The organism is Candidatus Edwardsbacteria bacterium (assembly GCA_031082425.1).
GTDB lineage: Bacteria > Edwardsbacteria > AC1 > AC1 > EtOH8 > UBA2226.
This window is the reverse complement of record JAVHLB010000010.1, coordinates 41,338-58,308: the sequence shown is the minus strand read 5'-3', so window position 1 is coordinate 58,308 and position 16,971 is coordinate 41,338. Positions and strand designations below refer to the sequence as shown.

The 16,971-nt window shown below is 53.6% G+C and carries 17 protein-coding genes; all 17 read left to right on the top strand.

From position 1 onward, the window contains the following. A partial coding sequence (locus RDU76_10075) for a glycosyltransferase family 2 protein (protein ID MDQ7799270.1) occupies window positions 1-508 on the top strand: 508 nt, incomplete at its 5' end. 72 nt (window positions 509-580) lie between these two features. Further along, the gene (locus RDU76_10070; protein ID MDQ7799269.1) at window positions 581-1,648 is read left to right on the top strand and encodes a glycosyltransferase family 4 protein; all 1,068 of its coding nucleotides are present in this window, start codon (window positions 581-583) and stop codon (window positions 1,646-1,648) included. Window positions 1,649-1,650: 2 nt separating this feature from the next. After that, window positions 1,651-2,583: a glycosyltransferase family 2 protein gene (locus tag RDU76_10065; GenBank protein MDQ7799268.1), complete on the top strand. Its 933-nt coding sequence runs from the start codon at window positions 1,651-1,653 to the stop codon at window positions 2,581-2,583. A gap of 7 nt (window positions 2,584-2,590) precedes the next feature. Then, a complete protein-coding gene (locus RDU76_10060; GenBank protein MDQ7799267.1) occupies window positions 2,591-4,051 on the top strand; it encodes a radical SAM protein in 1,461 nt (486 codons plus the stop codon). Next, window positions 4,051-5,031 carry a glycosyltransferase gene (locus RDU76_10055; GenBank protein ID MDQ7799266.1) on the top strand — a complete coding sequence of 327 codons (981 nt, stop codon included), beginning with the start codon at window positions 4,051-4,053 and terminating at the stop codon, window positions 5,029-5,031. Before RDU76_10060 ends, RDU76_10055 begins: the two co-directional genes overlap by 1 nt. Window positions 5,032-5,060: 29 nt before the next feature. Beyond that, a complete protein-coding gene (locus RDU76_10050; GenBank protein ID MDQ7799265.1) occupies window positions 5,061-6,476 on the top strand; it encodes an undecaprenyl-phosphate glucose phosphotransferase in 1,416 nt (471 codons plus the stop codon). Window positions 6,477-6,498: 22 nt separating this feature from the next. Then, window positions 6,499-7,371, top strand: a complete 873-nt coding sequence (locus tag RDU76_10045; protein MDQ7799264.1) for a Wzz/FepE/Etk N-terminal domain-containing protein — start codon at window positions 6,499-6,501, stop codon at window positions 7,369-7,371. A 21-nt stretch (window positions 7,372-7,392) separates the two neighbouring features. Further along, a complete protein-coding gene (locus tag RDU76_10040; protein MDQ7799263.1) occupies window positions 7,393-8,697 on the top strand; it encodes a lipopolysaccharide biosynthesis protein in 1,305 nt (434 codons plus the stop codon). Then, window positions 8,690-9,286, top strand: coding sequence for an acyltransferase (locus tag RDU76_10035; GenBank protein ID MDQ7799262.1), 597 nt, complete (start codon window positions 8,690-8,692; stop codon window positions 9,284-9,286). The genes RDU76_10040 and RDU76_10035 overlap by 8 nt, the downstream gene beginning before the upstream one ends. Next, window positions 9,276-10,253, top strand: a complete 978-nt coding sequence (locus tag RDU76_10030) for a beta-ketoacyl-ACP synthase III (protein MDQ7799261.1) — start codon at window positions 9,276-9,278, stop codon at window positions 10,251-10,253. Before RDU76_10035 ends, RDU76_10030 begins: the two co-directional genes overlap by 11 nt. A gap of 9 nt (window positions 10,254-10,262) precedes the next feature. Next, a complete protein-coding gene (locus tag RDU76_10025) occupies window positions 10,263-10,499 on the top strand; it encodes a hypothetical protein (GenBank protein ID MDQ7799260.1) in 237 nt (78 codons plus the stop codon). 16 nt (window positions 10,500-10,515) lie between these two features. Beyond that, window positions 10,516-11,730, top strand: a complete 1,215-nt coding sequence (locus RDU76_10020; protein ID MDQ7799259.1) for an O-antigen ligase family protein — start codon at window positions 10,516-10,518, stop codon at window positions 11,728-11,730. Next, window positions 11,727-12,788 carry a glycosyltransferase gene (locus RDU76_10015; protein ID MDQ7799258.1) on the top strand — a complete coding sequence of 354 codons (1,062 nt, stop codon included), beginning with the start codon at window positions 11,727-11,729 and terminating at the stop codon, window positions 12,786-12,788. Before RDU76_10020 ends, RDU76_10015 begins: the two co-directional genes overlap by 4 nt. Further along, window positions 12,788-13,882 (top strand): glycosyltransferase family 4 protein, encoded by a 1,095-nt coding sequence (locus RDU76_10010; protein ID MDQ7799257.1) that lies wholly within the window; start codon window positions 12,788-12,790, stop codon window positions 13,880-13,882. Before RDU76_10015 ends, RDU76_10010 begins: the two co-directional genes overlap by 1 nt. A 74-nt stretch (window positions 13,883-13,956) precedes the next feature. After that, window positions 13,957-15,195 carry a glycosyltransferase family 4 protein gene (locus tag RDU76_10005; protein ID MDQ7799256.1) on the top strand — a complete coding sequence of 413 codons (1,239 nt, stop codon included), beginning with the start codon at window positions 13,957-13,959 and terminating at the stop codon, window positions 15,193-15,195. Next, window positions 15,188-16,381: an O-antigen ligase family protein gene (locus RDU76_10000; protein ID MDQ7799255.1), complete on the top strand. Its 1,194-nt coding sequence runs from the start codon at window positions 15,188-15,190 to the stop codon at window positions 16,379-16,381. The genes RDU76_10005 and RDU76_10000 overlap by 8 nt, the downstream gene beginning before the upstream one ends. Before the next feature lie 6 nt (window positions 16,382-16,387). Continuing rightward, window positions 16,388-16,942 (top strand): sugar transferase, encoded by a 555-nt coding sequence (locus RDU76_09995; protein MDQ7799254.1) that lies wholly within the window; start codon window positions 16,388-16,390, stop codon window positions 16,940-16,942. The last annotated feature ends 29 nt before the right edge of the window (window positions 16,943-16,971 follow it).

The following is a 16,971-nucleotide window of genomic DNA, read 5'->3' as shown; positions in this document are numbered from 1 at the left end:
GGCCTGGAATAATGGGGAGGGTGAAATAGACCGGAAGCAATACGAGAAAAGCAAAAACATAGCTTTTGCAAGCGGCTGTGCGTTATGGATTAGCAAAAAAGTAATTGAAGATATTGGTTTGTTTGATGAATCATACTTTTGTTATTATGAAGATGTGGATTTTTCAATGCGTGCAAGAAGGAACGGATTCTCAATATCATACATACCTGAAGCTGTCGTCTATCATAAATCCGGGGTTAGCTCTGGGGGAAATAAAAAAGCGATGTATAGAAGTGCCTTGGCTGACCTGTTGACTTTGAGAAACAGAATTATATTTACGAATAAATATGTGCGAAATAGAATTATAGTTACTTATTCTTCATTATTTGTTTCTTTTTTACTAAGGATATTACGGAAAAAAACAAAACGAGCTAGGTTAATTCTGAAATTTATGTGGTTTGGACTTAAAGGAAACGGAAAATTAATTAGAGAATACCCGATTACATCAATTATGACTTATAAAGATTGAATTTATTAGTCAATCGAAAATAAAGAATAGTTCAAAACAAAGGGTGAAATATACACGATGCGGATAATCTTTTTGCTGCCCGGAAGTAGCCATAAACCAATTGGTGGTTTTAAGGTTGTTTTTGAGTATGCTAATAGATTGATAAAAAATGGACATAATGTTACTGTAATATGTCCAGCTATAAGCGATATTAATGCGTCGATGGGGGAACGTTTAGTTAGATATTTATATTATATTTATCGTTGGCTTACAAAAACATATTTACCGAGCAAATGGTTTAATCTCGATCCCAATGTAAGGTTTCTCTGGGTGCCATCTCTCAATCCTTCTTGGTTTCCACAAGCAGATGTTATTATATCTACGGCGTGGAAGACTGTGGAATATATTAATAAATTTCCTTTCGAGCAGATCAAAAAAGTAATATTATTTATGGACTATGAATATTATAGGTCTGCTGATGATACCTTGAAAAAACGAATTAAATCTTCCTATCCGCTAAACGAAAAATATATATGTATATCATTAGTTATCAAGGAATTGTTACAGAGCTGGGGAATAAAAGAGGTTGCATATATTCCCGTTGGATTAGATTTTTCAATATTTTATAAAGAAATAGAAATTGATGCACCTGAAAGAGTATGGATAGGTTTTCCTACACGACCGGAATTATTTAAAAGAACGATTATGGCTATCGACGCAATAGATATTGTTAAAAATAAGTTTCCAAACCCAATATTTGTCTGGTCATATGGCGGGAATTCAAGAATAAAGATGCCTAACTGGATAAAATATTTTAAAAGACCAACCGATGCAAAATTAAGGACTTTATATAATCAAACAGCAATTTTTATAACACCTTCACAATTTGAAGGTTGGGGATTGCCGGGAGCTGAAGCCATGGCTTGTGGTTGTGCTCTAGTGTCGACAGATCATGGTGGCATCAATTCATATGCACTAAACGATAAAAACGCAATTATCTGTCATGAAGATACTACTTATCAGGTTGCTCAAAATATTATTAGCTTGCTAAAAGATAAAGAAAAGAGAATCACATTGGCCCAAAATGCCATAGAAGACATTAAGATATTTACGTGGGATAAGTCGGTTGCGTTGTTTGAATCAGTGTTGAAAAGTATATAAATATGGACAGGAAAGAAAAAAGCAAATATATTTCAGTTGTCATTTTAAATTGGAATAATTTGAGTGATACAATAGAATGCATAGATTCGCTTCTAAAAAATGTTCATCCAGTTAATAAAATAGTTATTGTTGATAATGGATCAACCGATGGTTCAGGCAAGATGTTGGCAGAAAAATATTCAAAGGATCAATTAATAGAATTATTTTTCAATGAAGTAAACGAGGGGTTTAGTAAGGGTGTTAACCTCGGAGTGAAAAAAGCTCTAAAAAGCAATCCGGATTATATCCTTTTGTTGAATAATGATACAGTTTTAGACCGTGACTGCATAAAAAAAATGGTAGATGCTTGTGATTTGAACAACAAGTGTGGTATTGCTGGCCCGAGAATATTCTATAACCATAAAAAGGAAATTGTCTGGCAGGGTGGCGGGTACTTTAATTATTACACCGGTGGGAATGTGGTCCCTGAAAAAAATAAAAAACCAAAGGTATATAAAACTAATTTTGTGTCCGCTACTTTTTTAACCGGGTGTATTATGTTAATAAAAACCGTAGTATTCGACAAAATAGGACTATTGGATGAAGATATATTCTTTTATGAAGAAGATGTAGATTTCTGTTTACGGGCAGTAAAATCCGGGTACAATTTACAATATGTCCCAAGTGCCGTTGCTTGGCATAAAGTGGAAGGCATCAGGTTGACACCGTTTGCCTTTTATAATAGAGCGAGAAGCAGGATAATTGTATTAAGGAAGAATTTCAATAAAATATATGTTGCCTATGGCATTTTGTCGCACTTTTTATTATTTACGCCATATAAAATATATCAATCAATTAATGCTGAGAAACCTTGGGAAACCTTGCGTGCCTGGTTCAAAGGAAGTATTGAGGGGCTTTTTGCGAAATTAGATTATAAAACCAACAAACCAAATTAGAAATCAAATGAACATCTTGCTATTAAATCCCCCGTTTCTGGCCAAATTCTCCCGGGAGCAGCGCAGCCCGGCCGTCACCAAGAGCGGCACCTTCTATTACCCCATGTGGCTGGCCTTTGCCGCCGAGGTGCTGGACCAGAAGGGCCACCAGGTCAAACTGCTGGATTGCCCGGCCTCGGGCATGGAGTGGGACCAGTTGGAGCCGATAATAAGGGAATTCTGCCCAAGCCTGGTGGCCATCGATACCAGCACCCCCAGCATCTTCAGTGATGTAGAGACCGGGGCCAAAATAAAGAAGCTGTTCCCCGATTCGTTCGTTATATTGGTCGGCCCGCACGTCTCGGCCCTGCCGGAGGAAAGCCTGGGGATCAATGATGCCATCGATGCCGTGGCTTTGCGGGAGTACGAGGATACTTTGGCCGAGCTGGCGGAAAAATTGGGCTCCGGGCATACCGCCCAGGGTGTCAGGGGACTGGTATTGCGGCAAAACGGGAAGATCATCAGCACCGGGGAAAGGGAATTGAGGGACGATGTCGATTCCCTGCCCTTCGTCAGCCGGGCCTACCGCAAGCACCTTGACTACAAGGATTATTTTTACGCCCACAGCCAGTATCCCATAATCACCATCATCACCGGCCGGGGCTGCCCCTACCAGTGCGTCTACTGCGTCTACCCCCAGGTGTTCTGCAGCCGCAAGCCCCGCCTGCGCTCCATCGCCAACGTGGCGGACGAGATAGAATACATCCTGGAAAACTTTCCCGACGTCGAGGAATTGATGTTCGAGGACGACACTTTGACCTTCGACAAGAAAAGGTGCCTGGAGTTTGCCGAAGAGATCATCCGGCGCGGCATCAAGATCAAGTGGTCGGCCAATTCCCGCTGCGATGTGGACCTGGAGACGATGCAAATGCTTAAAAAAGCCGGAGCCCGGCTGTTCTGCGTGGGGGTGGAGAGCGGCGACCAGGCGGTGTTGGATCAGATGAAAAAATCCATGAAGGTGGAGCGGGTCCGGCAGTTCTTCCGGGATGCCAAAAAGGCCGGCATCAAACTGCACGGCTGTTTTATGGTGGGCAACCCCGGCGAGACCAAGGATACCCTGGAGACCACCCTGAAATTCGCCAAGGAGCTCAATCCGGACACCGCCCAGTTCTTCCCGATAATGGTATACCCGGGGACCGAGGCCTACCAGTGGGCCAAGAGCAACGGCTACCTGACCACCAGCGATTTCCGGGAATGGCTGACGCCGGACGGCCTGCACAACAGCATCGTCAGCCGGCCGGGGCTTTCCAATACCGAGCTGGTGGAGTTCTGCGACCGGGCCCGAAAAGAATTTTACATCCGGCCGTCGTATATCCTCCGCAAATTGCTGGACGGCCTGACCGATCCCCGGGAGTTCAAGCGTCTGGCCAAAGGGGGGCTGACCCTGGGCAGGCATATATTTAGGGGCACATACGGGGGGGGCAAATAGTGAGGGCCTCGGTGATCATTCCGGCCTATAATGCTGAAAGGACCATCGGGCAATGTCTGGAGGCCTTGGCCAGCCAGACCATCGGCCGTTCCGATTACCAGATCCTGGTGGTGGACGACGGCTCCACCGATGGGACCTCCGGGATAGTTGGCAAATACCCCGGCATCAGGCTGATCAGGCAGGGGAATGCCGGCCCGGCGGCAGCCAGGAACAACGGCGTCACCCAGGCCGAGGCCCCGGTGGTCGTGTTCACCGATTCCGACTGCGTTCCCCAGCCGGACTGGCTGGAAAAGATGATCGGCCCTTTGGAGGCCGACCCGAATGTAACCGCGGTCAAGGGGGCCTACCGCACCAAACAGCATCAGATCGCCGCCAGGTTCGTTCAGCTGGAATATGAGGACAAGTACCAGCTTTTAAAGAAAAGACAAAATATCGATTTTATCGATACTTATTCGGCGGCCTTTCGTCGCGATATTTTCCTGCAATTCGGGGGATATGATACCAGTTTTAAAGTAGCCTGTGCCGAGGATGTCGAACTCTCATACCGGATGCACAATGCCGGCCATAGGATGATCTTCGCACCGCAGGCTTTGGTTTATCACCTCCATCCGGAAACCCTGGGGGCCTATTTCAGGAAAAAATATAAATTTGCCTACTGGCGGATGCTGGCGGTCAGGAAGAATCCCAACAAGCTGGTCTCCGATTCACACACCCCGCAGGTCATGAAGCTACAGCTGATGCTGGCTCCGATGGTGATCTTGCTTTTGAGCATGGGTTTATTCAACCGGCTTTTCTGGTACGTTTCCCTTGTGGCCGCCTTGGCATTTTTGATGATATCACTGCCTTTCACTATGAAGGCTTTGGCAAAGGATCCGGTGGTGGGATCTCTTGCGCCGCTTATATTGCTGGGGCGGGGGCTGGCCCAGTTTGCCGGGGTCTTTAGGGGGCTGATCGACTGGTATTTGGTGCGAAAATCCTAAGCAACAACAGATCAACGGGGTAATTGAACATGAACCGCAGATGGCAACTGACATATTCCGGGATGATCATGACCGCCGATGTATTGGTCATCGCACTGGCCTTCATCCTTTCCTTCTGGGTGCGGTTCGATTCCCATCTGTTTCCCATTCCTCTGGGCCGTCCGCCTTTCCGGCCGTATTTCGTCGGATCCCTGGTGGTGGCCTTTTTATGGGTCAGCATCTTCTGGCTGCTGGGGCTTTATGAGAACCGCAGCCGGTTCGCCCCCGACGAGGAGATCTACCGGGTGGCCAAGGGCACTTTTGTGGGGATCGTGGCCATCATGGCCTTTTCCTTTTTCTACCGGGAGGTGGTCTGGTCCCGGCTGGTGCTGGCCATGGCGACGGTGTTGTCCTTCTTCCTGCTCTCGGCCCAGCGGATCATGGCGGTAAGCATTTTCAGGCGGATCGTGGCCAAACATGGCGTCGGGCTGAAAAGGACCGCCATCATCGGCAGCGGGGACATCGCCCTTAAGATCATCGAACAGCTGAAATTCAATCCCGAGTACGGCTACGGGATAGAATGCCTGATCTCGGCCAACGGAGCCGACGAACCGGCCTTGGGCGAGACCTCGGTCAAGAAACTGGCGGTCAAAAAATACAGCGAAATATCCCGGCTGATAGACGAATACCGGCTGGATGCCCTGTTCATCGTCCTGCCGCATGACATGCAGTCCGACCTCAACGAGATAGTCAACTCCGCGGAACACCGGCCGGTGGAGGTAAAATTCGTGCCCGACCTGATGGATATGATCGGCCGGGACACCAGCATCTCCCAGCTGGGCAACATACCGGTGATCGGCCTGCGGGAGATCCCGCTGACGGAATGGGACCTGATCAATAAGAGGATCTTCGATCTGGCCGCTGCCACCCTGGGATTGGTGGTCCTTTCGCCGCTGTACCTGCTGCTGGCCGGGCTGATCAAGCTTACCTCCCCGGGGCCGGTATTCTACGCCCAGGAGCGGGTGGGATATGACGGGGAGACTTTTAACATGCTGAAATTCCGCTCCATGCGGCTGGGGGCCGAGGACCGGACCGGGCCGGTGTGGGCCAAGCCCAACGACGACCGCCGGACCCGGCTGGGCGCCTTTCTGCGCAAATACAGCCTGGACGAGCTGCCCCAGATCTTCAATGTCATCATGGGGGATATGAGCCTGGTGGGGCCTCGGCCGGAACGGCCGTTCTTCGTGGAGAAATTCAAGGCCCAGATCCCGCGCTATGCCTCCCGGCACAAGATGAAATCCGGCGTCACCGGCTGGGCCCAGGTCAACGGCTGGAGGGGGGATACCTCGATCGTGGAGCGCACCAAGTGCGACATCTACTACATCGAGAACTGGTCGCTGTTCCTGGACATCAAGATACTGATCCGGACCGTGCTGCAGGTGATCTTCCCCCGGAATGCCTATTGATAAACCTATAACGGAGGGCGCCATGGAAAACCCGAACGACCGGGAGCTAAAGGACCTGTGGCAACAGGTATTCCGGGGCTGGATGATCATCGGATCGGCCATGATCCTGGCCGCCCTGGCGGGGCTGCTGGTCTCATTAGCCTCCCCCAAAATATACCAGGCCGAAGTTTTGGCGGCCGTCCCGGAAAGCGGCAAACTGACGGCCATCTCCTCCGAATCCAAAGGAACCCTGTTCGTCCTGGTGAATGTGGGCGGGACCAGCCCCCTTAAATCGAAGCCCACCACGGTCTCTCTGGTCAACATCCCCGAGACCAAGGCCATGATAAACCAGCTATGGGGCCGCATCAAATCGGGCCCGCCGGGGCTGACGTTCCCCCTAGGCGAAGCTGCGATCATCGAGGGGATAAGGTGCGAGGAGATAAGGGGATCGGAGAATATCTTCAGGTTGATAGTGCAGACCAGCCAGCCGGGGCAGCCGGCTGAGAAGGCCTTGCTGGGGGCCGTCGCCTATTTAAATGACAACCAGTTCATCAAACTGAAGATCGAGGAAGAACGGAAGTCCCTGGACCAAAGCATCAGGGACACCGAAGAGAATCTGCAGAAGGCCCTGCTGATCAGGGACGGCCTGCAGAGATCCGGCAGTTTCCGGCAGAACCCCAACTTCAACCCGGCCGAGCTGGAGACCTCGATCAACGATCTCAAGGTGAAGATCAATAATCTTCGCAACAGCCTGGCAAACATCACCGGTTACCGGATCATTGAAAAGCCGGTGGCCGGGACGGACCCCATAAGGCCGAAAGTCCTTTCCAACATATTGATGTCTCTGGCTCTGGGTCTGATGCTGGGACTGCTGGCGGTATTCATCAAAGGGGCGGTCAGGGACCGATCTTGCTGAACCTGAGGTTTTGATAACGGAATGGGTTATTTTTTCAGCGATAATATCAATATCAAAAACTACGCCCGGGGAAAGTTCGCCGTCAACGTAGCCACCCTGATGACCGGGACCATAATCGCCCAAGCCATCCAGCTGGGCATCTCTCCGATACTGACCAGGATCTATTCGCCGTCGGAATTCGGGATGTTTGCCCTGTACATGTCCGTGGTCTCCCTGTTCAGCATTATCGCCACCGGCCGTTACGAGATGGCCATCATGCTTCCGGCCGGGGATGATGACGCCCTCAACATCATGGCCCTGTCGGGCCTGATCACCATCGCCGTAAGCGGGCTTTCCCTGCTGGCCGTGGTGTTGGCCAAAAACAGGATCGCCCTGGCTCTGGGGGACCTGAAGCTGGCTCCCTGGCTGTATCTGGTCCCCTGTTCCATAATGCTGACCGGGGCCTATCAGATATTCAATTACTGGTCGAACCGCAACAAACAGTACAAAAGGCTCTCGGCCTCCCGGGTGCTCCAATACGGATCATCCTCCCTGGCCAATATCGGAATGGGCCTGGGGGGGTGGGGGGTCGGAGGACTGATCGGAGGCGGGGTCCTGGGGCAAAGCGTGGCCACCGGGATATTGGGATACCAGACATGGAGGGATAAAAACCGCATCCCCGGCGCCATCAGCTGGGAAAAAATAAAATCCAACGCCAGGAGATACAAAGATTTCCCCCTGATCAATTCGCTGCACGCTTTCATGGATATGCTGCAGCTCTCCGGCACAAATTTTCTGATCACTTTTTATTTCGGCAGCGTCACCCTGGGGCTGTACACCCTGACGGTCAGGATCCTGCGGGCCCCGCTTACCCTGATGGGGGCTTCGCTGTCGCAGGTCTTTCTGCAGAAGGCGGCGGAAACCTATAACAGCGGTCAGGACCTGCAAAAACTGGTGGGGAGGACCATCGCCGGGCTGGTCCTGGCGGCCCTGCCGGTGTTTATCCTGATATATATCTTTTCTCCGGCGCTGTTCTCGATGGTTTTCGGCGGGCGTTGGCAGGCGGCCGGGGAGTACGCCCGGATATTATCCCCCTGGCTGTTCCTGAACTTTATCGTGTCGCCCCTGTCCCAGATCCCGATCATAGTGAACAAGCAGAAGGAGGTGCTGTATCTGGGGCTGTTCGGCAACCTGCTGTTGGTGCTGTCTGTTTTATACGGAGCGGTGGTGGCCCACAGCATCCAGGCCGGGCTGTACATGCTTTCGGCCACCCAGCTGGCCTATCTAAGCGGGGCCCTGGTGTGGCTCTATAAAATATCCGGAAAGAGATCGGAGGCCTATGGGTAACATAATCGGCCGGGTAAAGGCCCGGGTGATCTCGGAGATCAGCCGGCTGTATCAGCCCCAGATGGTGAGGATGAAGCGGGGGCCTGACCGGAAAGTGCTGCGGAACACCCGGGTCAGCAATACCGCGGTGATCGTTTCCCCGCGGGGGCTGGTGCTGGAGGACAACGTGTTCGTTTTCCATTATTCCATCCTGGATGCCTCCCACGGCCTGACCATCAAAGAGGGCTGCCAGATAGGAGGCTGGGTGGGGATATTCACCCATTCCAGCCATATCTCCATCAGGCTTTACGGGGAGAAATACAGCCAGCACCATCAGCTCAAAGGGTACATCACCGGGCCGGTCACCGTGGGAAAGTACAGTTTTATCGGGCCGCATTCGATACTGATGCCGAACACCCGCATTGGGAAGGGCTCGATCGTGGCCGCCCACAGCTACGTCCGGGGGGAGTTCCCGGATTTTGCCATCATCGGAGGCAACCCCGCCAAGGTCATCGGCGACACCAGGAAGACCGACCAGGCTTTCCTGAGGAAATACCCGGAGCTGGAGCCCCTGTATAGCCAATGGGCAGAAGGGAAGGATGATGCATAGCAGGATAATATCCACCGGCCACCACATCCCCGGAGCGGAGGTAAGAAATTCCGACCTGAAGCAGTTTCCGCCCAACGCCATCCCCCTGATCGAGCAGAAGACAGGAATAAAGGCCAGGCATTACGCGGCCCCGGAGCAGTGCACCTCCGACCTGGCCTATTTGGCCGCCCGGGAGTGTTTGGCCAAGGCCGGCCTCGATCCCGGCAAAGTGCAGGGGATAATTCTGGCCACCTCCTCCCCGGACCGGATCCAGCCCGCCACCGCTGCCAGGGTTCAGGCCCTGCTGGATGCCAACCAGGCATTCGCGGTCGATGTCAACAGCGTCTGCAGCGGAGGGATATATGCTTTGCATTTCGCCGACTGCCTGATAAGGTCCGGCCAATACGACAACATCCTGGTCATCGCCTCCGAGCTTTACTCGAAAATACTCAATCCCAGCGATTTCGCCACCTTTCCCTACTTCGGCGACGGGGCCGCGGCGGTCCTGCTGGGTGCGGAGCCCGTCTCGCCCGGCATCATCGGCTCGATAATCAAGACCGACGGCCGGGGGCACGATATCATCCAGGTCCCCGGCGGGGGGACCATGCTGCCGGGGCCCAAGATAAGCAACCCCCGGGACTGGTACTTCACCATGAAAGGGCGGGAGGTGTACGATTTTGCGGTGGCCCGGGGCAGCGAGATCATCGACGAGATATTGGCCAAATACCGGGTCGAAAGATCGCAGTTGAAGGCCGTGGTGCCCCATCAGGCCAATATCAGCATCATCGACGCCATAGCGGCGAATTCGGGCATCCCCCGCTCCAAATTCTATGTCAATCTTTACAATTACGGCAATACTGCCGGGGCTTCAGTGATGATAGCCCTGAGCGAGGTGGTGGCCAGCGGGTCGGCCGGCCCCGGGGATCTGGTGCTGCTGGTGGCCTTTGGCGGGGGCCTTTCCTGGGGGGCCGCCTTAATTAAATTATAGGAGGTTAAGATGGAGAAGATCAGAACTGCCCTGAGGAACGTTTTCCCCGAGCTGAAGGACGAACAGCTGACCGACGGGCTGAAGCTTTACGATATACCCGGGTGGGATTCGATGAATGTCATCAATCTGCAGCTGGAGCTGGAAACCATCCTGGGCCTCGACCTGAGCGCCTTCCAGATGACCGGGGACCTGACCCTGAAACAGCTGAGGGAAAAGCTGGCCCAGGCCGGGGCTTCCGGCATCTGATGTCCGCTCAGCGGCCATGAAAAGGGCCTATAACGCCATAGCGGCTTTTTTTGTCGGGGGCCTGTTTCTCCTGCCAAACATCAGCCTGGGCGGAGGTGTTCCTTTGCTGAGGTCCGAGGACCTGGCGGTGTATCTGATGACCCTGGTGTTGATATTCAACATCAAACGTCCTCTGCCGCTTTCCAAGGGATTGGCGGCCTATTTATTCTATATCAGCCTCTTTGCGGTATGGATTTTGGCCTGCATGCTGGGCAACGGCCGTTTTTTTGTCCTGAGGGATTATTTTGAATATTATAAACTCTTCAAGTATGCTGTTATTATCGTCTTCGTCTGCCTGCTGTTAAAGGACCAGGCCCCAAATGGATGGGAAAAACTGGCTGTGCCGATATTCGGGCTGCTGCTGGTCTTCAATGTTTTGAATTACCTCAACCTGTTCAATTTCAATAAATGGGTGATGCCATTTTATGCCGACAGCGCCCGGCTGGCCGGGTTCGGACTGGACAGTCTGGGACGCTCGGCCCCTAAAAGGCTGCTGGGGGTGATGGGCAATCCCAACAACAATGCCATCCTCTGGTCATTCTTCGCGGCTTATTTCCTGTCGGCCAAAAAAAACCTGTGGGTTTATCTTTTTTTTCTGGTCTCGGTGACGATGGTGATGCTGACCGGATCCAAGACGGCAGCCCTGGCGTTGCTGGCCATGTTGCTGGTCAATTGGCAGCTGCAGAGATTTTCCCTGAAAAGCGCGGCGATCGTGCTGACCTCAGGCGGGATGATGCTGGGAGCGGTGGCGTTGTTCAATATCAGCTATATTTCCAATCTATGGAACACAGACCTGGCGGGGAACCTGTCCTTGATGAAACGCCTGGAGATATGGGAGCACCTGGCCGAAATGATAAGGCGGTCCCCCTGGATAGGCTACGGGCCCAACAAGGATTACTTTTACCAGAACCATCTGTACTCCGAGAGCGAATATTTTCTGATGGCCTGGCGCTACGGACTGATTGGACTGGTCATGTACCTGGGCCAGGTGCTGATCCCGGTCATTCACGGTTGGCGTTACCGGAGCCTGCCATACCCCAAAATGCTGATTTTGTTCTCGGTCATCATCCTGCTGGCGGCTTTTTCCAACAACCCGCTGACCGATGCAAGGTTCTTAGCTCTATATGCAGCGCTCTGCGGACTGAGCTATCATCAGATCCGGGAACATTCTGATGGAGCGTTGCGCCAATGAAGAGCCTGCTGCTGGTTGGCGCCGACTCCTGCCATCTGTGGCGATTCTGCCGGATGGTCCGGGACCAGTTCGAAACGGTGGTGGTTGTCACCAACGGACCCTGGGGAGCGGGCGGATCCTGTGCGACGGAAACAGTGACGGCCGATTTTTCGGTCAGGAATCCCTTGTCCTTTCTGAAGACGGTAGGTGCCATTCGCCAGGTCTATAAAAAATACCGGCCGGATATAGTGCATATCATGCAGGCCAACACTACCGCCACCTCCGCTATCCTGGCCCTCGGACGATATAAGGTCCCCAAAGTTCTGACGGCGTTGGGAAGCGATATCCTGTCGACCCCCGAACAGGGGCTATTCTACCGGCAGATGGTAAGGTACAATATCTGCCGGGCGGATATCTGCACCTCCGATTCGCTGCATATGGCCCAGGCCATGGAGGTCCTGGCCGGGAGTAAACGGCTGAAGATAGTCATCGCCAACCTGGGGATAGGGGTTGAGCCTAACCGGGGGACACCAAAGGAGAACCTCATATATTCAAACCGCATGCATGGTAAATTGTATCGGATCGATAAGGTGATCGAACATTTCGCTGAATTTATGAACACTGCCAAAGAGGATTGGCGCCTGGTGATCGCCGGGCAGGGGCCGGAGACCGGAAATCTCAAGCAGCAGGTGCAGGATTTAGATCTGCAAGACAGGGTTGATTTTGTGGGGCTTTTGGGGTCCAGGGAAAACGCCGCTTATTACAACCGGGCCAGGATATTCATATCCCTTCCCCGGAGCGACGCCACCTCGGTGAGCCTGCTGGAGGCCATGGCCTGCGGCTGCCTTCCGGTGGTCTCGGACCTGCCGGCCAACCGGGAATGGATCAGCGACGGGGTCAACGGCAAGGTGGTCAGCGATGGGGAGAGCGGCGTGATCGATCAGGCCCTGTCGATCGATCCGGTGGCCGCGGCCAATATCAACCGGGAGATCATCGGCCGGAAAGCCACCGTTGGTGTCAGCCGGGGGATATTTGCCGGCATTTATGCCGAACTGCTGGAAGCCGGAAGGGCCGGCTGATGGTGATCTGCCACATAACCACCGTTCATAAGCCCACCGACGTGCGGATCTTTGAAAAGGAATGCAGCTGGCTGGCGGCCCAGGGCCACCGGGTGATCTTCATAGTATGGAAGGCCGTGAGCCAAAAGGCCAATGGCGTTGAGATCATCGGTCTGTCCGATGTCGACCTGCCGAGGATCAAGCGTTTCCTGATCGCCAACCTGGCCGCCTACCGGACGGCGATGGCCCAGGGGGCCGACATCTACCACTTCCACGACATCGAGTTCCTGCCGTTCGCCTGGCTGATGAGGCACCGGGGACGGAGGGTGATCTACGACGTGCATGAGGATATGCCCCGGGCCCTTTACGGCCGGTACTGGATAGCCAAACCGCTGCGTAAAATTCTTAGCCGGCTTATCGAATCATTTGAGGACCGGGCGGCCGCCAGAATGTCCGGGATCGTCACCGCCACCCCCCAGATCAACTACCGGTTCGCCCGGATAAACCAGAATGTCGTAAACGTCAACAATTACCCCAGCGGCATCGCTGACGGCCCCTATGCTGCCAATGATGAGATATGCTACATCGGGGGCATCTCTCAGATCCGGGGCAATACCGAACTGGTGACTGCCCTGGGGCTGGTAAACCGGGACATCCGGCTGAACCTGGCCGGAGAGTTCGATCCCCCGGAATACCGGCAGCAGCTGGAGGGGGTCGGGGGATGGGAAAAGGTGAATTACCTGGGGTGGTGCTCCCGGGAGGAGACCTCCAGGATCATGTCCCGCTCCTCGGCCGGGGTGGTCACCTTTCACCCGCTGCCCAATCATATCGATGCCCAGCCCAACAAGATATTCGAATACATGTCGGCCGGCCTGCCGCTGATCGCCTCCGATTTTCCCCTGTGGAGGAGCATTGTGGAGGGAAACAAATGCGGGTTATGCGTCGATCCGCTGGACCCCGCCGGGCTGGCCCGGGCCATCGAATATATCCTGGCAGATCCCGACCGGGCCAGGGAAATGGGGGCCAACGGAAGGGAGGCCGTGAAAAACAAATACAACTGGCCGGCCGAGGGCCTAAAACTAAGCGCTTTTTACCAGCATATCGGAAAGCATTGACGGTTGAATAAACGGATACCATCCCTGAACGGCAGCGACCGGAAATTAAACCTTGAGGACGGGCATCGGCGAACATGAAATTTTTGATACTGACCCAATATTACCCGCCGGAGGTGGGGGCGCCGCAGGTCCGTCTGCAGGCCATGGCCAGGGAGCTGGCGGCCAGGGGTCATCAGGTGGAGGTGGTAACGGCCATACCCAACCATCCGCTGGGGCGGTATTTTCCGGGATACAAGAGCCGGATGTATTTCTGGGAAGTATCTCAGGGGATAAAGATCCACCGGACCTGGATATATCCGGCGATCGGGGCGGGGTTGAAGCGGATATTCAATTATCTTTCTTTTACCCTGTCGTCCTTCTGGGGGATGATGAAAGCGGGAAGACCCGACTTTGTCTGGGTGGAGTCTCCGCCCCTGTTCCTGGGCTGGACGGCCATGGCCTATTCCCGCTTTCGCCGGGTGCCGTTCATCTTCAACATCGCCGACCTGTGGCCCGATTCCATAATCGAGCTGGGTCTGATGGGGAACGGTCTTGTGGCCCGAATGCTATATATGACCGAAAGGGCGATATATAACCGGGCCAAATATGTCATTGCCGTGACCCAGGGCATCCGGGACCGGCTGATCGATAGCAAAGGACTTCCGGCCCGGAAAATATTGTATCTTCCCAACGGGGTGGATACCGAGATGTTTCGCCCTTCACCGTTTGACATGCCGCTGGCGGCAGATCTGGGGCTGGCTGGGAAAGATATCATTCTATATTCCGGCACCCTGGGATTTGCCCAGGGCCTGGGCTCGGTGCTGGAGGCGTTCCAAATAATAAGGGACTCCCATCGGCAGATCACCCTGCTGATGGTGGGCAGCGGGTCGGAACGAAAAAAATTGCAGCAGATGGCCCAAGAACGAAGCCTGGATAACGTCAGGTTCCTTGACCCGGTGCCTCCCGAGATGATCAATAAGTATCTCTCCATCTCCCTGGCCGGGTTGGTCTGCTTGAAGGACCTGGAGCTTTTCCGGGGGGCCCGGCCGTCCAAAATGTTTCCCATTATGAGCTGCGGCAAGCCGGTCATCTTCTGCGGCCGGGGCGAGGGAGCCAGGCTGGTCCATGACTCAAAGGGAGGGGTGGTGGTTCCCCCCGAGGATCCCGAGGCCCTGGCCGCAGCGATAGCCGATCTGGCCGGGGATAGAGAAACCTCAAAGCAAATGGGGCTTAACGGCAGGGACTATGCCCTGAAATATCTCAGTTGGGAGAGGATGGTGGGAGAATGGTTGAGCCAACTCGAATCCCGCCAGAAAGACGGTGAGCATGAATGATAAGACTGTCCTGGTGCTGGACCGGATAACACAGGCATCGCTAGTGGGGTTTGTCGGCTCCATGCCGGTCTCCATAGCTTTTTGCCAGATATCGCTGGGAATCGGGTGGCTGGCGTTCCTGGCCAGATCGATCGCCACCAAGAGATGGCTGGGATACCGGACGGAACTGGATATCCCCTTTCTGGGGTTCTTTTTGCTATCGCTTTTGGTCTCGGCCTTTTCCCTTAAACCGGCGGAGAGTTTTATCAGTCTGAAGAAATTCTTTCTGCTTTCGGCGGTCTATCTGGTGGCTTTCAACACTGGCGGCATCAAGAGAATATTTGAGCTGGTTCAATTGCTGGCAGTGATGACGGCATTGACCGGCATATTCGGCCTGATCATGAATCTGGCCGGACTACAGTCCAGGCTGCTGGCCGTTCAGGGGATGGCCATGACCTCCGGGGGAATATTCATGATGGCCGGAATATTGTTCTTGCCGCTGGCGGCCTTTTATTTGAACCAGCCGGGCTTCAAACGATATCTATTCCCCGCTTTGTACGCCATAACTTTTATCAGCCTGGTCCTGACCAAGACGGTCAGCGCCTGGCTGGGCTGGGTGGCCGGGATAGTATCCATTCTGCTTTTCCAAAAACGCTATCTGATCATCGCCCTGCTGGCGGCCGCAACCCTGGGCGCAGGCCTGTTCGTTTTCAATCCCGTCTCGGACAGGTTTATGACCTACAAAAAGGACAACACCTGGGAGGCCAGGCTGACCATCTGGAGGATAGGGTGGCAGCTGATAAAAGAAAGGCCGGTGCTGGGCACCGGTTTGATCGATCTGGGCGAGTTGTACCAGGCCAAGCGTTCGCCGGAGGACATCAGGCAGCACGGGAACAATCGAAGGCTGGGCCATCTGCATAATAATTTCATCCACATCGCGGCCACCATGGGGCTGGCGGGACTGCTGTCGTTCCTCTTTTTATGGTGGATGGTGATGGGACAGATGATCGGCACCATAGCGAAATCACCGCCGGAACATAAATTGCTGGCCCTGGCCCTGCTGGCGGCGGTCATCGGATTTCTGACCAACGGCCTGGCAGAGTGGAATTTCGGCGATTCGGAGGTCATCACCATAATCTGGTTTCTGGTGGGCCTCTCGGTTGCGATGAGCGAAATATTTACACCAAAACCAAAACACAATATTTAATGGACAATGAATCGTCCCTGTGATATAATATTATCGGCTCTGGCAATTGTTATCTCATTGCCAGTGATGGTGTTATTGGCGGTGGTGATCGTCCTTGATTCCAGGGGGCCGGCCCTTTTCATGCAGGACCGGATAGGGCGAAACGGAAGGCCCTTCAAGATCTACAAGTTCCGCACCATGGTGCCCGATGCCGAAAACAAGGGCCCGTTGCTGGCGGTGAAGGGGGACCACAGGGTCACCCGGGCGGGCAGATTTTTGCGTCGCTGGAGCCTGGATGAGATACCGCAATTGTTCAACATCATCAAGGGGGACATGGCGGTGGTGGGCCCCCGCCCGGAGATACCGCCCCTGGTCAGGACCTACTCAGCCTGGCAGAAAAAGGTGCTGGAAGTCAAGCCGGGACTGACCGGGTTTCCCCAGGTGATGGGCCGGGATGAGCTGGATATGGACCGGAAGATCCGGCTGGATGTTTATTACATCAGAAGAAGAACCTTCTGCTTCGACCTGTGGATATTGTCCAGGACGATCAGTACGGTGATAAGCGGCAAAGGGGCATTTTGATCCAGCCCGCAAAAGATAGGGACGGCCGG